Source organism: Sulfurimonas sp. (assembly GCF_023229105.1).
Classification (GTDB): domain Bacteria; phylum Campylobacterota; class Campylobacteria; order Campylobacterales; family Sulfurimonadaceae; genus Sulfurimonas.
Genome location: NZ_JALNZY010000001.1, coordinates 50,987 through 67,084 on the forward strand (window position 1 = coordinate 50,987; position 16,098 = coordinate 67,084).

At 37.8% G+C, this 16,098-nt stretch carries 14 protein-coding genes; 12 read left to right on the forward strand and 2 right to left on the reverse strand.

All coding sequences use genetic code 11. The features are described from left to right. Nucleotides 1–81 precede the first annotated feature (81 nt). From alaS to M0Q17_RS00290, 7 genes are read left to right on the forward strand one after another with little or no spacing between them, the layout of a single operon-like run. Nucleotides 82–2,631, forward strand: coding sequence for an alanine--tRNA ligase (alaS, locus tag M0Q17_RS00260; protein ID WP_295082020.1), 2,550 nt, complete (start codon nucleotides 82–84; stop codon nucleotides 2,629–2,631). Then, the gene (locus M0Q17_RS00265; protein WP_295082022.1) at nucleotides 2,631–3,113 is read left to right on the forward strand and encodes a hypothetical protein; all 483 of its coding nucleotides are present in this window, start codon (nucleotides 2,631–2,633) and stop codon (nucleotides 3,111–3,113) included. The genes alaS and M0Q17_RS00265 overlap by 1 nt, the downstream gene beginning before the upstream one ends. Further along, nucleotides 3,113–3,679 (forward strand): septum formation inhibitor Maf, encoded by a 567-nt coding sequence (maf, locus tag M0Q17_RS00270; RefSeq protein WP_295082024.1) that lies wholly within the window; start codon nucleotides 3,113–3,115, stop codon nucleotides 3,677–3,679. The genes M0Q17_RS00265 and maf overlap by 1 nt, the downstream gene beginning before the upstream one ends. Next, nucleotides 3,673–4,785, forward strand: coding sequence for a GGDEF domain-containing protein (locus M0Q17_RS00275; protein WP_295082027.1), 1,113 nt, complete (start codon nucleotides 3,673–3,675; stop codon nucleotides 4,783–4,785). Before maf ends, M0Q17_RS00275 begins: the two co-directional genes overlap by 7 nt. Beyond that, on the forward strand, nucleotides 4,785–5,879 hold the full coding sequence (locus M0Q17_RS00280) for a pyridoxal phosphate-dependent aminotransferase family protein (RefSeq protein ID WP_295082030.1): 1,095 nt from the start codon (nucleotides 4,785–4,787) through the stop codon (nucleotides 5,877–5,879). Before M0Q17_RS00275 ends, M0Q17_RS00280 begins: the two co-directional genes overlap by 1 nt. Next, entirely contained in the window at nucleotides 5,876–6,565 is a 690-nt protein-coding gene (locus M0Q17_RS00285) for an ATP-binding cassette domain-containing protein (protein ID WP_295082031.1), read from the forward strand. The genes M0Q17_RS00280 and M0Q17_RS00285 overlap by 4 nt, the downstream gene beginning before the upstream one ends. After that, nucleotides 6,562–8,562, forward strand: coding sequence for a penicillin-binding protein 1A (locus tag M0Q17_RS00290; protein ID WP_295082033.1), 2,001 nt, complete (start codon nucleotides 6,562–6,564; stop codon nucleotides 8,560–8,562). Before M0Q17_RS00285 ends, M0Q17_RS00290 begins: the two co-directional genes overlap by 4 nt. A 3-nt stretch (nucleotides 8,563–8,565) precedes the next feature. Here the strand turns inward: M0Q17_RS00290 and M0Q17_RS00295 are convergent, their stop codons facing one another. Further along, nucleotides 8,566–8,994, reverse strand: a complete 429-nt coding sequence (locus tag M0Q17_RS00295; RefSeq protein ID WP_295082035.1) for a hypothetical protein — start codon at nucleotides 8,992–8,994, stop codon at nucleotides 8,566–8,568. A 158-nt stretch (nucleotides 8,995–9,152) separates the two neighbouring features. On the opposite strand from M0Q17_RS00295, the gene M0Q17_RS00300 reads away from it, so the two are divergent. The 5 genes from M0Q17_RS00300 to M0Q17_RS00320 are packed head-to-tail and all read left to right on the forward strand — an operon-like array spanning nucleotide 9,153 to nucleotide 14,139. Next, the gene (locus tag M0Q17_RS00300; protein ID WP_295082037.1) at nucleotides 9,153–9,881 is read left to right on the forward strand and encodes an outer membrane lipoprotein-sorting protein; all 729 of its coding nucleotides are present in this window, start codon (nucleotides 9,153–9,155) and stop codon (nucleotides 9,879–9,881) included. Between the two features lie 12 nt (nucleotides 9,882–9,893). Then, nucleotides 9,894–11,114, forward strand: coding sequence for an FtsX-like permease family protein (locus tag M0Q17_RS00305; RefSeq protein WP_295082039.1), 1,221 nt, complete (start codon nucleotides 9,894–9,896; stop codon nucleotides 11,112–11,114). Continuing rightward, on the forward strand, nucleotides 11,107–12,318 hold the full coding sequence (locus M0Q17_RS00310; RefSeq protein ID WP_295082042.1) for an FtsX-like permease family protein: 1,212 nt from the start codon (nucleotides 11,107–11,109) through the stop codon (nucleotides 12,316–12,318). Before M0Q17_RS00305 ends, M0Q17_RS00310 begins: the two co-directional genes overlap by 8 nt. Next, nucleotides 12,315–12,995, forward strand: coding sequence for an ABC transporter ATP-binding protein (locus tag M0Q17_RS00315; RefSeq protein WP_295082044.1), 681 nt, complete (start codon nucleotides 12,315–12,317; stop codon nucleotides 12,993–12,995). The genes M0Q17_RS00310 and M0Q17_RS00315 overlap by 4 nt, the downstream gene beginning before the upstream one ends. Further along, nucleotides 12,964–14,139 carry a hypothetical protein gene (locus M0Q17_RS00320; protein WP_295082047.1) on the forward strand — a complete coding sequence of 392 codons (1,176 nt, stop codon included), beginning with the start codon at nucleotides 12,964–12,966 and terminating at the stop codon, nucleotides 14,137–14,139. Before M0Q17_RS00315 ends, M0Q17_RS00320 begins: the two co-directional genes overlap by 32 nt. A 170-nt stretch (nucleotides 14,140–14,309) precedes the next feature. Here M0Q17_RS00320 and leuA read toward each other — a convergent pair whose 3' ends face one another. Beyond that, entirely contained in the window at nucleotides 14,310–15,968 is a 1,659-nt protein-coding gene (gene leuA / locus M0Q17_RS00325; RefSeq protein ID WP_295082049.1) for a 2-isopropylmalate synthase, read from the reverse strand. Between the last annotated feature and the right edge of the window lie 130 nt (nucleotides 15,969–16,098).

Here is a 16,098-nt window from a genome sequence, read left to right on the forward strand (position 1 = left end):
TTGTCATTTGTTGAACTTTTTAAAGTGCTATAGTGCTGTTTTTAGATATAATCGCGCAATTTTATACTAAGAGATACACTTATGGATATTAGAGAAGAATTTTTAAGATTTTTTGAATCAAAAAATCATGACAGAGTGGCTAGCTCGCCTCTTGTTCCCGATGATGCGACGCTACTTTTTAACAATGCGGGGATGGTTCCTTTTAAGTCCATCTTTACAGGCGAAGTTCCTGCTCCTCACAATCCTAGAGCAGTCTCATGCCAAACATGTATTCGTGCCGGCGGAAAACACAATGACTTGGAAAATGTAGGTTATACGGCAAGACATCACACTTTTTTCGAGATGCTAGGTAACTTTAGTTTTGGGAATTATTTCAAAGAAGAAGCAATTGAGTATGCCTGGGAGTTTATAACAAAGGTTCTTAAGCTTCCAAAAGAGAAACTCTGGGTTACAGTGCATGAGAGCGATGATGAAGCGGAGAAGCTTTGGCAAAAGCATGTAGCGCATGAGAGAATTATGCGTCTTGGCGATAAAGATAACTTTTGGCAGATGGGTGACACGGGACCATGTGGACCATGTAGTGAAATTTTTTACGATCAAGGCGAGGAGAATTTCAATGGTCCTGAGGATTGTATGGGAGGCGAGGGCGATAGATTTTTAGAGATTTGGAATCTTGTCTTTATGCAGTATGAGAGAAGCAGTGATGGCACCCTAACTCCTCTTCCAAAACCTTCTATTGATACAGGAATGGGGTTTGAGCGTGTTGTGGCAATTAGCGAGGGCGTTACAAGTAACTACTCCTCCTCACTTTTTATGCCTATAATCAAAAAGATTGAAGTGCTTATAAAAAAAGAGTATATTTATGCCGATGGCGCATCTTACCGCGTTATAGCAGATCACGTAAGAACTGCTCTTTTTCTTCTCTCTCAGGGTGTAAATTTCTCCAACGAGGGTAGAGGATACGTACTTAGAAGAATTCTCCGACGCGGGGTAAGACATGGTTATCTGCTTGGGTTTAGTGAGCCTTTTATGTATAAACTTGTAGATACTGTTGTCGCAATCATGGGCAAAGAGTATGATTATCTAGCTCAAAAAGCAGAAGTTGTAAAAGAGCAGATTGAGCTTGAAGAAGCAAGATTTTTCAAAACTATTGCATCTGGAATTGAGCTTTTTAATGAAGAGCTTAAGGAGACAAAAGAGGTATTTAGCGGGGAGGTTGCATTTAAACTCTACGATACTTTTGGCTTCCCTCTTGATTTGACCGAAGATATGTTAAGAGAGAAAAATCTCAAACTTGATGCAGTTACGTTTGAAACACTGATGAGTCAGCAGCGTACACGTGCAAAAGCTGCTTGGAAGGGTAGCGGAGATGAAGCTGTTCATGGCGATTTTAAAGAGCTTTTAGAAAAATTCGGTGAAAATAGCTTTGTTGGGTACGAAAGTACAAAGCACAAAAGTAGAGTTTTGGCACTCTTGGATAAGCAGTATCGTCATGCCGATATGCTCCCCTCAGGCGCAAAAGGTTGGGTGCTTTTAGAGGCAACTCCTTTTTATGCAGAATCAGGCGGACAGTGTGGAGATATAGGCACACTTACAGGCTTGGCAAAGGTAGAAGATACTAAGAAATTTTTCGGTTTAAACCTCTCTGAGATAACGGTTGAAAAAGAGTTAAAAGTATCAGATGAAGTTGAAGCTGTTGTGGATATTTCAAGAAACGAGATAACTAAGCATCACTCTGCAACTCACTTGCTCCATGCAGTGCTTTTTGATGTGCTAGGAGAGCATATCTCTCAAGCAGGTTCGCTTGTTGAAGCAGATAGACTTCGCTTTGACTTCTCTCATCCAAAAGCTATCTCGCAGGAAGAACTTCTTGAGATAGAAAACAGAGTAAATGAGCAGATTATGCGCGGTCTTGGTGGTAAAACTGAGGTCATGAGTATTGAGGACGCTAAAAAATCAGGTGCAAAAGCACAGTTTGGCGAGAAATACGGACAAGAGGTAAGAGTCGTTAGCTTCGGTGATGCAAGTATTGAGTTTTGTGGCGGAGTGCATGTGGATAACACTGCATCAATCGGCTCATTTATTATCACAAAAGAGAGCGGCGTAAGTGCAGGTGTACGCAGAATTGAGGCAGTTTGCGGATATGCGGCGTATGAGCACTTCTGTGAGAATAGAGCACTGATTAAAGAGATTCAAGCAGAGGTTAAAAACCTAGATGCTATGGCAGGAATCTCAAGACTAAAATCAACTATCTCTGAGTTAAAAGTAGAGCTTCTTGAGGCGCAAAACAGCATACACGTAGAGATAAAAGCGGATAATATTAACGGCGTTGCAGTTGTGGTTGATGAGCTGACAAGCGGCGATATAAAAGAGAAAATTGACGAACTTAAAAACCAAAACGAAAAATTATGCGCAATGCTCTTTCAAGTTAAAGGCGATAAAGTTTTGATAGCTGCAGGTGTTAAAGGTGCTGATGCAAAAGCAGGAGAGTGGATTAAAAACATTGCTCCGATTTTAGGCGGAGGTGGAGGCGGCAGAGCTGATTTTGCGCAAGCCGGTGGAAAAGATATCTCTAAGATTGCCGAAGCTAAAGTAAAAGCAAAAGCTTACATAAGTGAGGTTTTGGGGTAGTGCAAGATATATTTTTAGAGCATAAAACAGTCATAGTTTTTTTACATGTGATTAGTGCAGTTGTTTGGGTAGGTGGCATGATAGCTATGCGTTACGCTGCTCACTACTCTTTTTTAGAAATTGAGTCTCCGCAAAAGAGACTTGAGCGCATCTCTCATGCCCTAAAGAGACTTTTTTATATAGTGCTTCCGTTTGTCGTTACTCTTATAATAACTGCAATTTTTATGATAAAAGGTTATGGACTGAGCCAGAGCGATTTTTCCGCGTTTTCTCATATAAAAGAGGGCATTTGGAGCATCATGTTTATTAATTTAATCGTCATGATTTTAAGAAGAAGCAGAGGCGAGAGAATGTTAAATGAGGGCAATATGCTTGGAGCTAAAACTCAAATAGAGCTTATTGGAAAATTTATGGTTCCTCTAAATATCACTCTTGGTATTATCGCTATATTTTTAGGGACATACCTCTCAAGCACTCTGTGATGATAAGACTTGCATCTTCTTCGCAAACCCGTGCAAAACTTCTCAGAGATTCGGGTATCGGGTTTATTCAAGAGAGTGTAGATTTTGATGAAGATAGCATAATCGCCTCATCTGCTAAAAATTTTGTATATCAGGCAACAATAGGAAAATTTGAAGCAAATCTAAGAGCTTTTGGATATAAGGATTACCCGCTTTTAGTTGCTGACACAGTAGTTGCCTCAAGTGGGCAGATTCTTAGAAAAGCAAGATGCGCTGATGAAGCGCGAAATATTTTGTTTACTCAAAGCGGGAGTGAGACAAGTATAATTACCTGCATGGTATACCAATCTTGTGAAATGAAGATTATAGATATCTCTGAGACCAAGTATCTCTTTAATGATTTTGACTTTGATGAAGTAGAGAGATATTTAAAGAGCGGGGAGTGGCGAGGTAAAGCAGGAGCTTGTATGGTTGAAGGGTTTTGCAAACAGTATATTAGAGAAGTAAAAGGGTATGAAAGTACCGCTATGGGATTAAATACCGATTTATTGTCAATTTTTCTATTGGATAAAGAAAAATATTGTTAAAATATATCAAAAAAGGATTTCTCATTTTAAAATCTAGCAGATTCTCTCTAATTGGAGTTATTGTTATAGTAACACTGCTCTTAGGCGGTTGGCTCTATGTTGATTTTGTTGAGGATTCCAAGCGTGTGCTGGAGATTTCAAATAACGGCTTTGATTTTTTTATATATAAGTGGCTTACCATTACGCTAATTACTATTATGATTATTGCCGTGATAGTAGGTAATTATATTCATGAAAAAAATGACAAGCAAAGAATGTACTATAAAAATATTATAGATTCTTCATCAAATATTGTAGTGGTGGTAGATAAGAACAGTATTATTGAGGTAAACAAGACTTTTTTCAAATATTTTAACAAATACAGCACCCTCGAAGAGTTTAAAAAAGAGCATAAATCAATATCTGGTTTTTTTGTAGAAAAAGATGGATATGTCCATAAAAATATGGGTGGAGTAAACTGGATTGAGTATGTGATGCAAAATCCTAAAGACAATCAAATAAAGATTCTCATCGGCTCAAATCTCTACTACTTTACGGTCGGAATCTCTCTTATTTCTCCAAAAGATGGTCATTACAGTGCAATTTTTTCAGATATAACCAAAGAGAAGCTCTACCAAAAAGAGCTAGAACATACAAATATAACAGACCCTCTTACAAAGATAAGAAACAGATATTACTACAATCAGCAGATAAAGCAAGGTAGTTCAAACGCAAACCACTATTTTTATCCACTTTCGCTTATTGTTTTTGATATAGATTATTTTAAAAAAATAAACGACAGTTATGGTCATGATATTGGAGATGATGTGCTTGTTGAATATACAAAACTGATATCTTCACATCTAAGAGACGGTGATATTTTTTGCAGAATTGGAGGAGAGGAGTTTACTCTTATACTTCCATATACAGATAGAGCAAGTGCGTACAAAGTAGCCGAAAAATTAAGAGTAGCAGTAAAAGAGCATAAAAAAATAGTTCCAATCACTATGAGTTTTGGAGTTGTGGAGTATGCTAAAGGGGAAGACTTAGAGTTTCTTTTTAAAAGAGCAGATGAGGCTCTTTATGATGCTAAAGAGGGTGGCAGAGACAAGGTTATGGTTAGATAATGTACTATGAAAGCGAACTAAAAGCGCTTAAAAAATCTAAAAGATACAGGCAAAGAGAGCTTTATGACGACGCTTTTTTAGATTTTGCTTCAAACGATTATCTTGGACTTGCACATAAAAAAGAGCTACATACTCTCACATGTCAAACTCTCTTAGAGATGCCGCTTCATAGTTCAAAAGCTTCACTTTTAGTAAATGGCTATCATCAAATTCATAAAAATTTTGAGACGGCTTTATGTGAAGCAAACGGCTTTGAAGATGGAGTGATTTTAGGAAGCGGCTTTAATGCAAATATAGCGCTTATTGAAGCTCTTGTTAGACGTGGGGATACCCTTTTTATGGATGAGAAGTATCATGCCTCGGGAGTTCTTGCATCAAATATAAAGAGTGTAAATGTAAAATTTTTCTCTCATAACAATATGCAGGAGCTAGAAGAGCTTCTAAAATCATCCGAGGCTAAAAGAAAGATAGTCGCAGTTGAGGGCATCTACTCAATGGACGGCGATTTAGTAGAAAGCGCGGTTTTTGAAATTTGTGATAGATATGATGCTCTCTTGATAGTGGATGAGGCGCATAGCAGCGGAGTAATCGGGGAAAATCTCATGGGAGTTTTTGACTACTATAAGATTGCCATCAAGCCAAACTACATAAAAATGGGAACGCTTGGAAAGGCTTATGGGAGTTTCGGTGCTTTCATTCTTGCCTCCTCACATATCGTCGAGTATCTTATCAACCGTGCAAAACCAATTATCTACGCTACTTCTCTTTCACTATATGATACACTTTTGGCGCATAATGCACTTAGATATATTTTGCAAAATAGAGAGTATTTAAAAAGTGAGATACAAAAACGCCAAAAGATTGTTTATGAAGAGTTGGGAGTTAAGGTAAAGGGTCTTATCGTTCCCATTACTATCAATGACAACAAAAAAGTTATAGAGATTCGTGAGGCACTTAAAAAATTAGGTTTTGAAGTTGGTGCAATAAGGCAGCCGACTGTTGAGAGAGCTATTATACGTCTTATAGCAAGAGTGGGCGAGAGTTGCGATATGTTAAGAGAGTTGTGCATAAGTTTGGCTAAAATAAAACAATGAATGTAACAAAACTGCGAATAACAATAGAGAAAAAAAATCTAGTTGACATTGCTTTTAACATCTCCTCCTCCCTCGCACTTGTCGGACAGAGCGGAAGCGGAAAGAGTTTGACAATAAAGGCTTTGCTTAACATGCTGCCAAAGAGTATGGAGTTGGAGATAGAGCACGAGGGCAATTTTGAGCTTATAGCCGGAAAGACTTTGGCTTTTGTGCCTCAAAATCCCTTTACGGCACTCTCTCCTCTAACAAAGATTAAAAAACAGTTTTTCATACCTGAGCAAAAAGTGCAAACGCTTTTTGCTCAAGTCGGACTTGATGCAGATCTTTTAGAGAGATTCCCACCTGAGCTATCGGGCGGGCAGCTTCAAAGAGTGGTGATTGCTATGGCGCTAAGTAATGAGCCTGAACTTATTTTGCTTGATGAGCCTACAACCGCACTTGATCCAAAGAGTAGAGTTGTTATTTTAGATCTACTAAAAACTCTCCAAGCTGAGTTTGGTTTTAAAATACTTTTTGTAACACATGACATGAATTCTGCTAAAATTTTATGTGAAGATATCTGCGTTATAAAAAATGGAAAAGTTGTAGAGAGTGGAAGAATGGAAAATGTTTTGCAAAATCCACTGGATGCGTACACAAAAGTTTTAATTGATGCAAGTTTTGCAAATAGGAGTTTTAGAACATGAGAGTTGTTAAAAATATATTTTTCACGTTTCTTCTGTTTGGATTTTTAGCTCCATTTTTAGTTCTTGCTTATTTTTTGCTCGAAGAAGAGTATGATATATCTTCACTTGAAAATTATAAACCACCCTTAACAACAAGGTTTTATGATAAAAACGGCGAGAAGATTGCTAATATTTTTGAAAACGAACATAGATATTATGCAGAGTTTAATGAGATTCCCTCGCGTGCAATTGAGGCACTTTTAGCCATAGAAGATACTACTTTCTTTGAACACCCCGGCATAAATATAGATGCTATTTTTAGAGCGATTATTAAAGATATTAAAGCAGGAAAATTGGTTGAGGGGGCTAGTACCATAACGCAGCAGTTGGTAAAAAATAGACTTCTCACAAGAGAGAAAAAACTCTCAAGAAAAGTTAAAGAGGTTATCTACTCATTAAAACTCGAACTGGCTTTGAGTAAAGAGGAGATACTTGAGAGGTATCTCAATGAGATCTATTTTGGGCATGGCTATTATGGGATAAAAACAGCAGCGGACGGCTATTTCCATAAAAAACTTGATGATTTGACCCTCAAAGAGATAGCGATACTTGTAGGTCTGCCAAAAGCTCCAAGCACTTATGCACCAACAAAAAATTATGAAATTTCTATGGGCAGGGCAAACCGTGTGATAGCAAGAATGTATGCCCTTGGATGGTTAGATGAGCAAACATACAACAACTCCCTGCTTGAGACGCCTGAAGTTTTTGATGATACGCTGACACAAAATAACGCACCGTTTATAGTGGATGAGATTCTAAGAAGAGCCTCGGAGTTTGGAATAGATAATATAAAAAGTGGCGGATATGAAATCTATACGACTATAGATATAAGACTTCAAAAAGCGGCGAAAGAGTCTCTCAAAAAAGCTTACGATATGTCGATTGAGAGGATTGAGAGCTATATTGCTAGTGACAAGAGAGCGTTGGCTGCAAATCCAAATTATGAGATTGAACAAGATATAAACAGCTCTCTTTTAAATGGTGCACTTGTTTCATTGGACTCTAAAACAGGAGATATTTTAGCCCTTGTAGGAAGTGTTGATTATCAAAAAAGCTCTTATAATAGGGCAACACAGGGGCGTCGTCAGCCGGGTTCTGCATTTAAGCCTTTTATATATCAAGTTGCTGTAGATTTAGGATATTCTGGAGCGACGGAGCTAATTGATATCTCTAGAACATACACTTATGAAAAAAACGGCGAAGAGCTAAAATGGCAGCCAAAAAATTACGAGAAAAATTATAAAGGTCTTGTAACGCTAAGGGAAGCACTTGTTCACTCAAGAAATTTAGCAACTATAAACCTTGTTAATGACATTGGCTTAACGACGCTTCTTAGAGAGTTTAGGAAGTTTGGCATAGCCAATCTTCCTCCGGATTTATCTATAGCACTAGGGAGCATTACGCTCTCTCCTTTAGAGTTGGCAAAATACTATACCTCTTTTGCAAACGGCGGTATTCAGGTCAAGCCGCATCTTGTTCGATATATAGACAAAGGTTCTGTAACCGTTTATGAGAAGAGAGAGGACGCTCGTTTTATAACGCAGGAGACGCAAGCCTATATAATGACGAATATTCTTCAAGATGTTATAAAAAGTGGAACGGGTAGAATGGCAGATGTTAAAGGGATAGAGCTTGCTGGCAAAACAGGAACTACAAACAACAACGTAGATGCTTGGTTTGCAGGCTATTCTCCGAGTATAGAGACTGTTGTTTGGTTTGGAAATGATGATAATACCCCGATGTACAAACGTGAAACAGGCGGAAAAGTTGCCGGACCTGCATTTGCCTTGTACTATGAGAATGTATTAGAGCTATATCCGCAGATTCAAAGAGAGTTTGTTGTGCCTGAGGGAATTATGGAAGTAAATATAAACGGTAAGAGAGAGATTTTTAGTGAGATATCAAAACCGCCTCGTGCAGAGGCGGAAGTGAATTCACAAGAGATGTTGCTTTTTTAGTCATTACTGCTTATATTCATCTCGCACTATGTTATGGCAGCGAAAACAAGCATGTTCTATGTAAGTATAAGCTCTTTGAGCCTCTTCACGACGAACTATGCCTGATTGATTGCGCTTGTTTTCAATAGCATCAAGGATTATTTGAACATTATGGCTGATGATTTGCGCGCTCATAACGGCTTCGCTTGCTTTATGTTTTTTGTTTGCTGGAAGCATAGCAGTGAAGTTGTCTTTATCTCCGAGTAAATCTTGTGAATGTTGTGCAAAGCGCTTGATTGAGTCTTCAACGCCTTTTTGATCACTAGCTATAAATGACTTCTGAACTTCAGCAAGTTCTGCTCCAAGTTGTAACATATTTGACCTAAGATCGTAAGCACTAAGTGGTGTATAAAGTAGAAATATTAAACTACCTATGAGTGTTTTTTTTAACATAACAGAACTCCTTTTTTTGTTGTGATTGATTGTAACATAATAATTTTAATTTATATATAAAGTTTTTTTGAATTTTTATGAACTATTTTTGGCGTTAACATTAAGTTTTTTTTAAAGAATAGAGAGTAAAGTAGAGCAGATTTTCACAAAGGTTGTATATGAGCAAAATTATTTTAATAGCTTTTGTCTTGATACTAAATCTAAGGGCAGATGAGGCTCATGAGATTATCAAAAAACTTGATGAAAACTTCAGAGGTAAAAATATCTATATGAAGTTAGAGATGAAGATACTCTTTATGGGGCATGAGAGAAGCATGAAGATGCAGAGCTATTCTCAGGGAACCAAAAAGAGCTTTGTAAAAATTATCTATCCGCCAAAAGATGACGGCATTACCTTCTTAAGCCTTGATGGGGAGATGTGGCAGTATGTGCCCAAGATAGAGAGGATTATAAAGATACCTCCCTCTATGATGCTTCAAAAATGGATGGGAAGCGACATAACAAACGATGATATGGTAAAACAGAGTTCAATAGTAGAGGATTATGAGCCAAAAATCATAAAAAAAGAGGGAAGCCTCGTAATAATTGAGCTTTTACCAAAAGAGAACGCTCCTGTTGTTTGGGGGAAGATAGTGCTAAATATAGACACTAAGACCTATACCTCCTCTAAAGATATATTTTATGATGAAGAGGGCAAAGAGGTAAGGTATTTTATATACGAAAATGTAAAAAAAGTAGGCAACTACTATATCCCGACATATTGGAGAGTCCAATCAAGTGATGTTGAGGGTAGATATACGGAGATATTTTTAGAAGAGGTTGAGTATGATAGGGAAATCTCAGAGGAGTATTTTCAGAAAAGTGCTTTAAAGAGATTTTCAAAGTAAGGAGGAGCCGAGATGTTTAAACTGGCACTTAAAAATACTCTTTTTTACAAGGGACGCTCTACTGCAACGGCTGTTTTGACCTTTGCATCGACGATACTTTTTATACTATATATATCTCTAACAAACGGCTCTCATAACGCCATACTTGAAAATTCTCTAAAAATTTATACGGGTGCTATAGAGATTTACCATAAAGATTATCGCGATATCGGCGGCAACGAATATCTTATACAAAATGTTAAGGCAATTACTGACAAACTAGCTAAAATAGAAGCTATTGAAGCGTACAGCACAAGATATGAGACATACGGGCTGCTCTCAAACAAAGAGCACTCTGCCGCATCCATGGTTGCAGGGATAGAGCCAGAGAAAGAGAAGATTTTAAGCTCTCTTGAGTCAGCTCTTACAGAGGGTGCTTTTTTAGATAAAAACTCCGCAAACTGTGTCTATATGGGCATTGAGCTGGCAAAAAAATTAAAGCTTGGCATCGGCGATGAGGTTGCTTTTATCGGGAGTGCGAGTGATGGCTCTTTTGCGGCTGATATTTTTAGGGTTTGTGCAACATTTAAAACAGGCTCGTTTGAGTTTGATTCAAGTAGCTCCTTTATCGCAAGAAGCTATTTTGATGAGCTGATGTATGCAAAAAACAGAGCCTCCTATATAACTATAAAGCTCAAAAATATAGATGATGCAGAGAAGGTAAATAGTCAAATCATTACAATTATTGATGATGAAAATTTAGAGTCTCTTACATGGAAAACCCTTATGAGAAATATGGTTGAGAGTATGGAGGTTGATGCTGTTTTTGGGTATATTTCCCTCTCTTTATTTATGGTTGTAATCTTTTTTGTGATTATGATTTACGGTTTTATAAATGTCAGCTCTCGGATAAAAGGGTTTGGTGTTTTGCGTTGCATTGGACTCTCAAAGAGAAATATTTTCTCAATTCTTTTTTATGAAATCTTGATTCTCTCTATCTTAGCGACTGTTCTAGCCACGCCGATAGCCGCTTATATCTGTTACTATTACAGTATAAATCCCATCGTGATAGAGGGGATTGCCGACATATACAAGGATTACGGAATCGTCTTAAATGAGATACCTTTTGATTTTAATCTATTTACAATTGGCTGGAATCTAGGAGTTATCTATCTGCTAAACTTTTTGAGCATTTTATACCCCTATATGTATATAAACTCATTTGGACCTTTTGAGGCGACAAGACATGTATAAGCTCATACTAAAATTAGCATGGAAAAACTCATTTTTAAGGCGTGCAAGAGTGCTCCTTGTTATCATTATGATTGCGGTGAGTATGAGCATGATGCTTGTGCTTGAAGGTGTTTATGACGGCTTGGTTAAAAATATGGTAGATAAAAACAAAAGAAGCGAGAGTGGAGATATTAGCATTTTTGCAAAAGAGTATAGGGTAAACAGAGATTTAACATACAGGATAAAAAACGCAGATGAGATAAAAGCCCAACTACAGAGCATGAAAGGCGTAGAAGCGGTTGTTTTAAGAGTAAAAGCAGACGGTCTCCTCTCTACTGCAAGAAAATCATCGTTTGCATCTCTCATCGGCATAGATTTAAAAGAGGAGGAGCATTTTGGAAAGTTTAGCGAGTTTTTAAAAGAGGGTGTTATTGATTTGCAAAAGCAGGGTGCTATCGTAGGAATAGAGCTTGCAAAAACACTAAAGCTTCGCATAGGCTCTAAAGTCGTCTTTTCCACTCAGGACACAAAGGGCGAGATAAACTCTATAGCACTTCATGTTAGAGCAATTGTTCAGACTACAAATATCGGACTTGATAACAGCGCTATTTTTATAGATATTAATCAGTCGCACAAATTTCTAGGAACTACCTCACAAGATGCTATGCAGATTGCTATTAGAGGCGAAGAGAGAGAGCTTTATGAAAAACTAAAGAGGGCATTTCCAAATTTAGATGTTAAAGAGTTTTTAGAACTTCAGCCCATGATGAAGATGATGCAGGATGTGATGATTATATTTAACTCCGTCACATTTTTAATAGTTATGGGCGTTGTTTTTATAGGGATTTTCGGTGTCATGTATGTCTCTATATTGGAGAGAGTCCGTGAATTTGGCATCATGATAAGCTTAGGGATGCCCTACAGATATATAAGAGCGCAGATATTTTTAGAGTCTATAGTTGTCGGGCTTCTTGGATATCTCGGTGGAGCGGTTTTAGGAGCTGTTTTGCTTATCTATCTTGAGCGTTATGGAATAGATTTGAGTGCATTTTCAGATGCTTTGGAGATGTGGGGCTATGAAGCGGTAATATATGCCACCATAAAAGTCTCTTACTTTACTACTACGTTTGGAGCGATTATAACCGCGTCACTACTTAGTGTAATTATTCCGCTGGCAAAGATAAAAAAACTCAACCCCATAGAAGTGATAAAGGCTGACAAATGATAAAATTACAAAATGTAAATAAGTATTTCTACAGAGGTGAGCCAAGAGAGGTTCATGCACTTCGTGATATAAACTTAATCATAGAAGCCGGAGAGTTTACTCTTTTTCGCGGACCTTCGGGATGCGGAAAGACTACACTTCTAAATGTCATAGGAGCACTTGATAGCTGTGATAGCGGCGAGATTTTTCTTCAAGAAAGAGAGATAACGGCTTTGAGTGAAGGCGAGCGGACAAATTTAAGACTCCATGAGATGGGTTTTGTGTTTCAAGCCTATAATCTTATTCCTGTTTTAAATGTTGAAGAGAACATTGGCTTTGTTATGAGACTTCGTGGTTTTAGCGATAGCGATATAAAAAAAAGAGTTCTGGAGGTTGCAACGCTTTTGGAGATTGACAATAAGCTAAAATCACTTCCAAATGCTCTAAGCGGTGGACAGCAGCAACGCGTGGCAGTCGCACGCGCAGTAGCCGCGAAACCAAAGATCATACTAGCAGACGAGCCTACCGCAAATCTTGACTCTAAGAACTCTGAGATACTTATTGGGATGATGAGAGAGTTAAATGAGAGAGAGGAGATTAGCATCCTGTTTGCTTCACATGATGAGCTTATTATGAGAAGTGTAACGAGGATTGTTACGTTAATAGATGGCGCAGTCGCAGATGATTATAAACAATAAAAAATTACTCTTTTTTCTACCTTTTGTTGCCATAACACTCTTTGGAGATATGAGTTATAAAGTAGAAAATACCAATATTACACTCTCGCAAGGCTCAAGCGCTGTAGAATATAAAAGGCATATTTACAATTACAATAGAGTTAGAGTTTATGCCAACTACACAAATGAGGGCTATTTCGCAAGCGTAATTGGTGACGCGGTAAATTATTTAGGAGATAGCTATACAAGCTCAAATGGTTTTGAGTACCTAAAAAACTCCCGTGCCAACACCCCTTTTGAGTCGCAGACAAATTTCAAAGATTATGGTGATGGTTCAGTTTATGTAAAACTCTATAGAGCCTACGTGGGGTATGAGGATTCAAAAAACAGAGTAGTAGCAGGTTTACAAAATATATCTATGGGAGTAGGGCGTATATGGACACCGACAAATATCTTTAACCCAAAAAATAGCTATGCGATAGAGCCGGATGAGATATACGGAGTAAGTGCCGCCTCTTATGTCAGACACTTGAGTGATACCTCACATGTCACTTTTGTAGCGAGCCAAAATGCAGAAAAAAAGTTTAAGTATGCAGGAGGATACAAAGGGTATCTTGGCTTTGTGGATATTGGAGTCAATGTTGTACACTCTGAAAAAACCAAGATGCTAGGGTATGAGATAGAGGGTAATCTAGCAGATACGGGAATAGAGTTAAGAAGTGAAGCCGGTTATATAAAAAGCACCCTTTTTGATGCCCTAAACCAAGAGTATGAGGTGGAGTTTTTTCAGGGAATTTTAGGAGCGGAGTATGGCTTTAGAAATGGTGTGAGCGTGGTGTTTGAGACGTTGTACAGTTCAAAAGAGTTTACAAATGAAGAGAGACTTTTAAATATAAATTCGGATATTTTATCAAATCTCCTCAATGCTAATTTTTATGGCGGAGTTACACTATCTTATAGTTTCAATCTTTTTTTAGATGCTTCTTTGCTTTATATAGAGAGCTTTGGTAACAAAAATTCACGTTTTATATCGCCTAGCCTAAACTATACGCTAAACGATTACAATAGTTTTACGATAGGTGCACAGATACTAAATGGCAAAGAAGAGAGTGAGTTTGGAGCTTATGAAAACAGTTACTTTTTTAAATGGAGATTATCTTTTTAAGAGCCAAAGAGAGTTGCCCTCTTTTGCGGAGAAATTTTTCTGCCTTGTATGAGGCAAGCTTCTATAAAGAAACTTCATTTTATAGCCATAACTTCTGACGCTTTATGCGTCAAGCGTCAGTGCCACAGCGGCTAGCGTAGTCAAAGGAATTACTTCCTTTGACGTTTATATTAATGAAACGCTCTATTTAGTGCGCAAAAGAGTGCTTTTACAGATGCTGTAGCTATATCGTTGTCTGAGCCTACTCCAAAGCATGAGAGCGTCTCTTTAGTCTCTATCTCTATATATGCGATAGCTTTTGCAGAGCTTTTGTTTCCAAAGGAGTGTTCAAAGTATGAGTTGATAGAAAACTCATTTTCGTAGTTTTTCATTAAGGCATCTTTACATGCATCAACAGGACCGTTTCCTTCTCCCTGGGCTACAATCTCTTTGCCCTCATGAGAGTAGGTCAAAGTACATTTTGAGATACCTTTTACACTAGAGACGGTAAAGTCAACTAAGGAGATATGCTCTTTTATAGCAAAATAGTTCTCGTTAAAAATTTCAAATATCTCTTCAGAGCTAAGTTCTTGTCCTTTTTTGTCACTTACTTCTTGAACTAGTTTACCGACTTCAGGGTGCATCGCTTTTGGAAGTTGATAACCAAAGTTTTTCTCTAAAATAAATGCAACCCCGCCTTTTCCAGACTGAGAATTTATGCGGATAATACTCTCATAGCTTCTTCCTACATCTTCAGGGTCTATCGGAAGATACGGAACTTCCCAGAAAATCTCATTTTTTGATTTTCTGTAAGCTAGGCCTTTATTTATAGCATCTTGGTGTGAGCCTGAAAAAGCGGTATAGACAAGCTCACCAACATAAGGATGGCGTACATGAGTCTCTATTTCGGTACATCTCTCAACTATGTCTAAAACTTTGTTGACATCGCTAAAGTCAAGATTAGACTCTACGCCTTGTGTCGTCATATTTAGAGCAAGAGTAATAATGTCAACATTTCCCGTTCTCTCACCGTTACATAAAAGTGTTCCTTCTACTCTGTCGGCTCCTGCTAAAAGTGCTAGCTCCGTTGCTGCTACGCTTGTTCCTCTGTCGTTGTGAGTGTGAGTTGAGATGATTACGTTCTCTCTGTTGTCTAAATGTTCGCTCATCCACTCAATTTGGTCTGCATAGATATTTGGCGTTGCCATCTCAACGGTTGCAGGCAAGTTTATAATCACTTTTCTGTTTTCCTTAATTCCCCATCTTGCAGTCACAGCATTGGAAATCTGGGCTGCAAACGCCAGTTCTGTTCCTGTAAAACTCTCAGGTGAATACTCTAAAAATATCTCCCCGTCATGTTTTTCTTCATACGCTTTAACCAAATCAACACCCTCTAACGCAAGAGCGATAATCTCCTCTTTGGATTTTTGAAAAACTATCTTGCGCTGCGCAGAAGAAGTTGAGTTATAAAGATGAACAGTCGCTTTTTTTACGCCCTTAAGAGCTTCAAATGTTTTTGCAATAAGATGCTCTCTTGCTTGGACTAAGACTTGTATAGTTACGTCATCAGGGATAAGAGACTCATCAACAAGGCGGCGCAGGAAATCAAATTCTACTTTTGATGCTGATGGAAAACCAACCTCTATCTCTTTAAATCCGATTTTGAGTAAGAGTGCAAAAAGTTCAAGTTTTTTGTTCATGTCCATTGGGTTTATAAGTGCTTGATTACCATCGCGTAAATCAACACTGCACCACTTTGGAGCTTTTGTTATGCTGTTATTGGGCCATTTTCTATTTGGCAAATCAATCTTTGGATAAGGGCGATATTTTCCCTCTGGAATATTTTTCATAATATACCTTTAAACTTGAATTTAATAACGCACTCTTACACGCTGTTATTATTTTGAAATTATAGCGAATTTACGATTAGTCGAATGTTTGAAAAGGGGAGTAATCCCGCAAAAAAGCGGGATTTAAAGT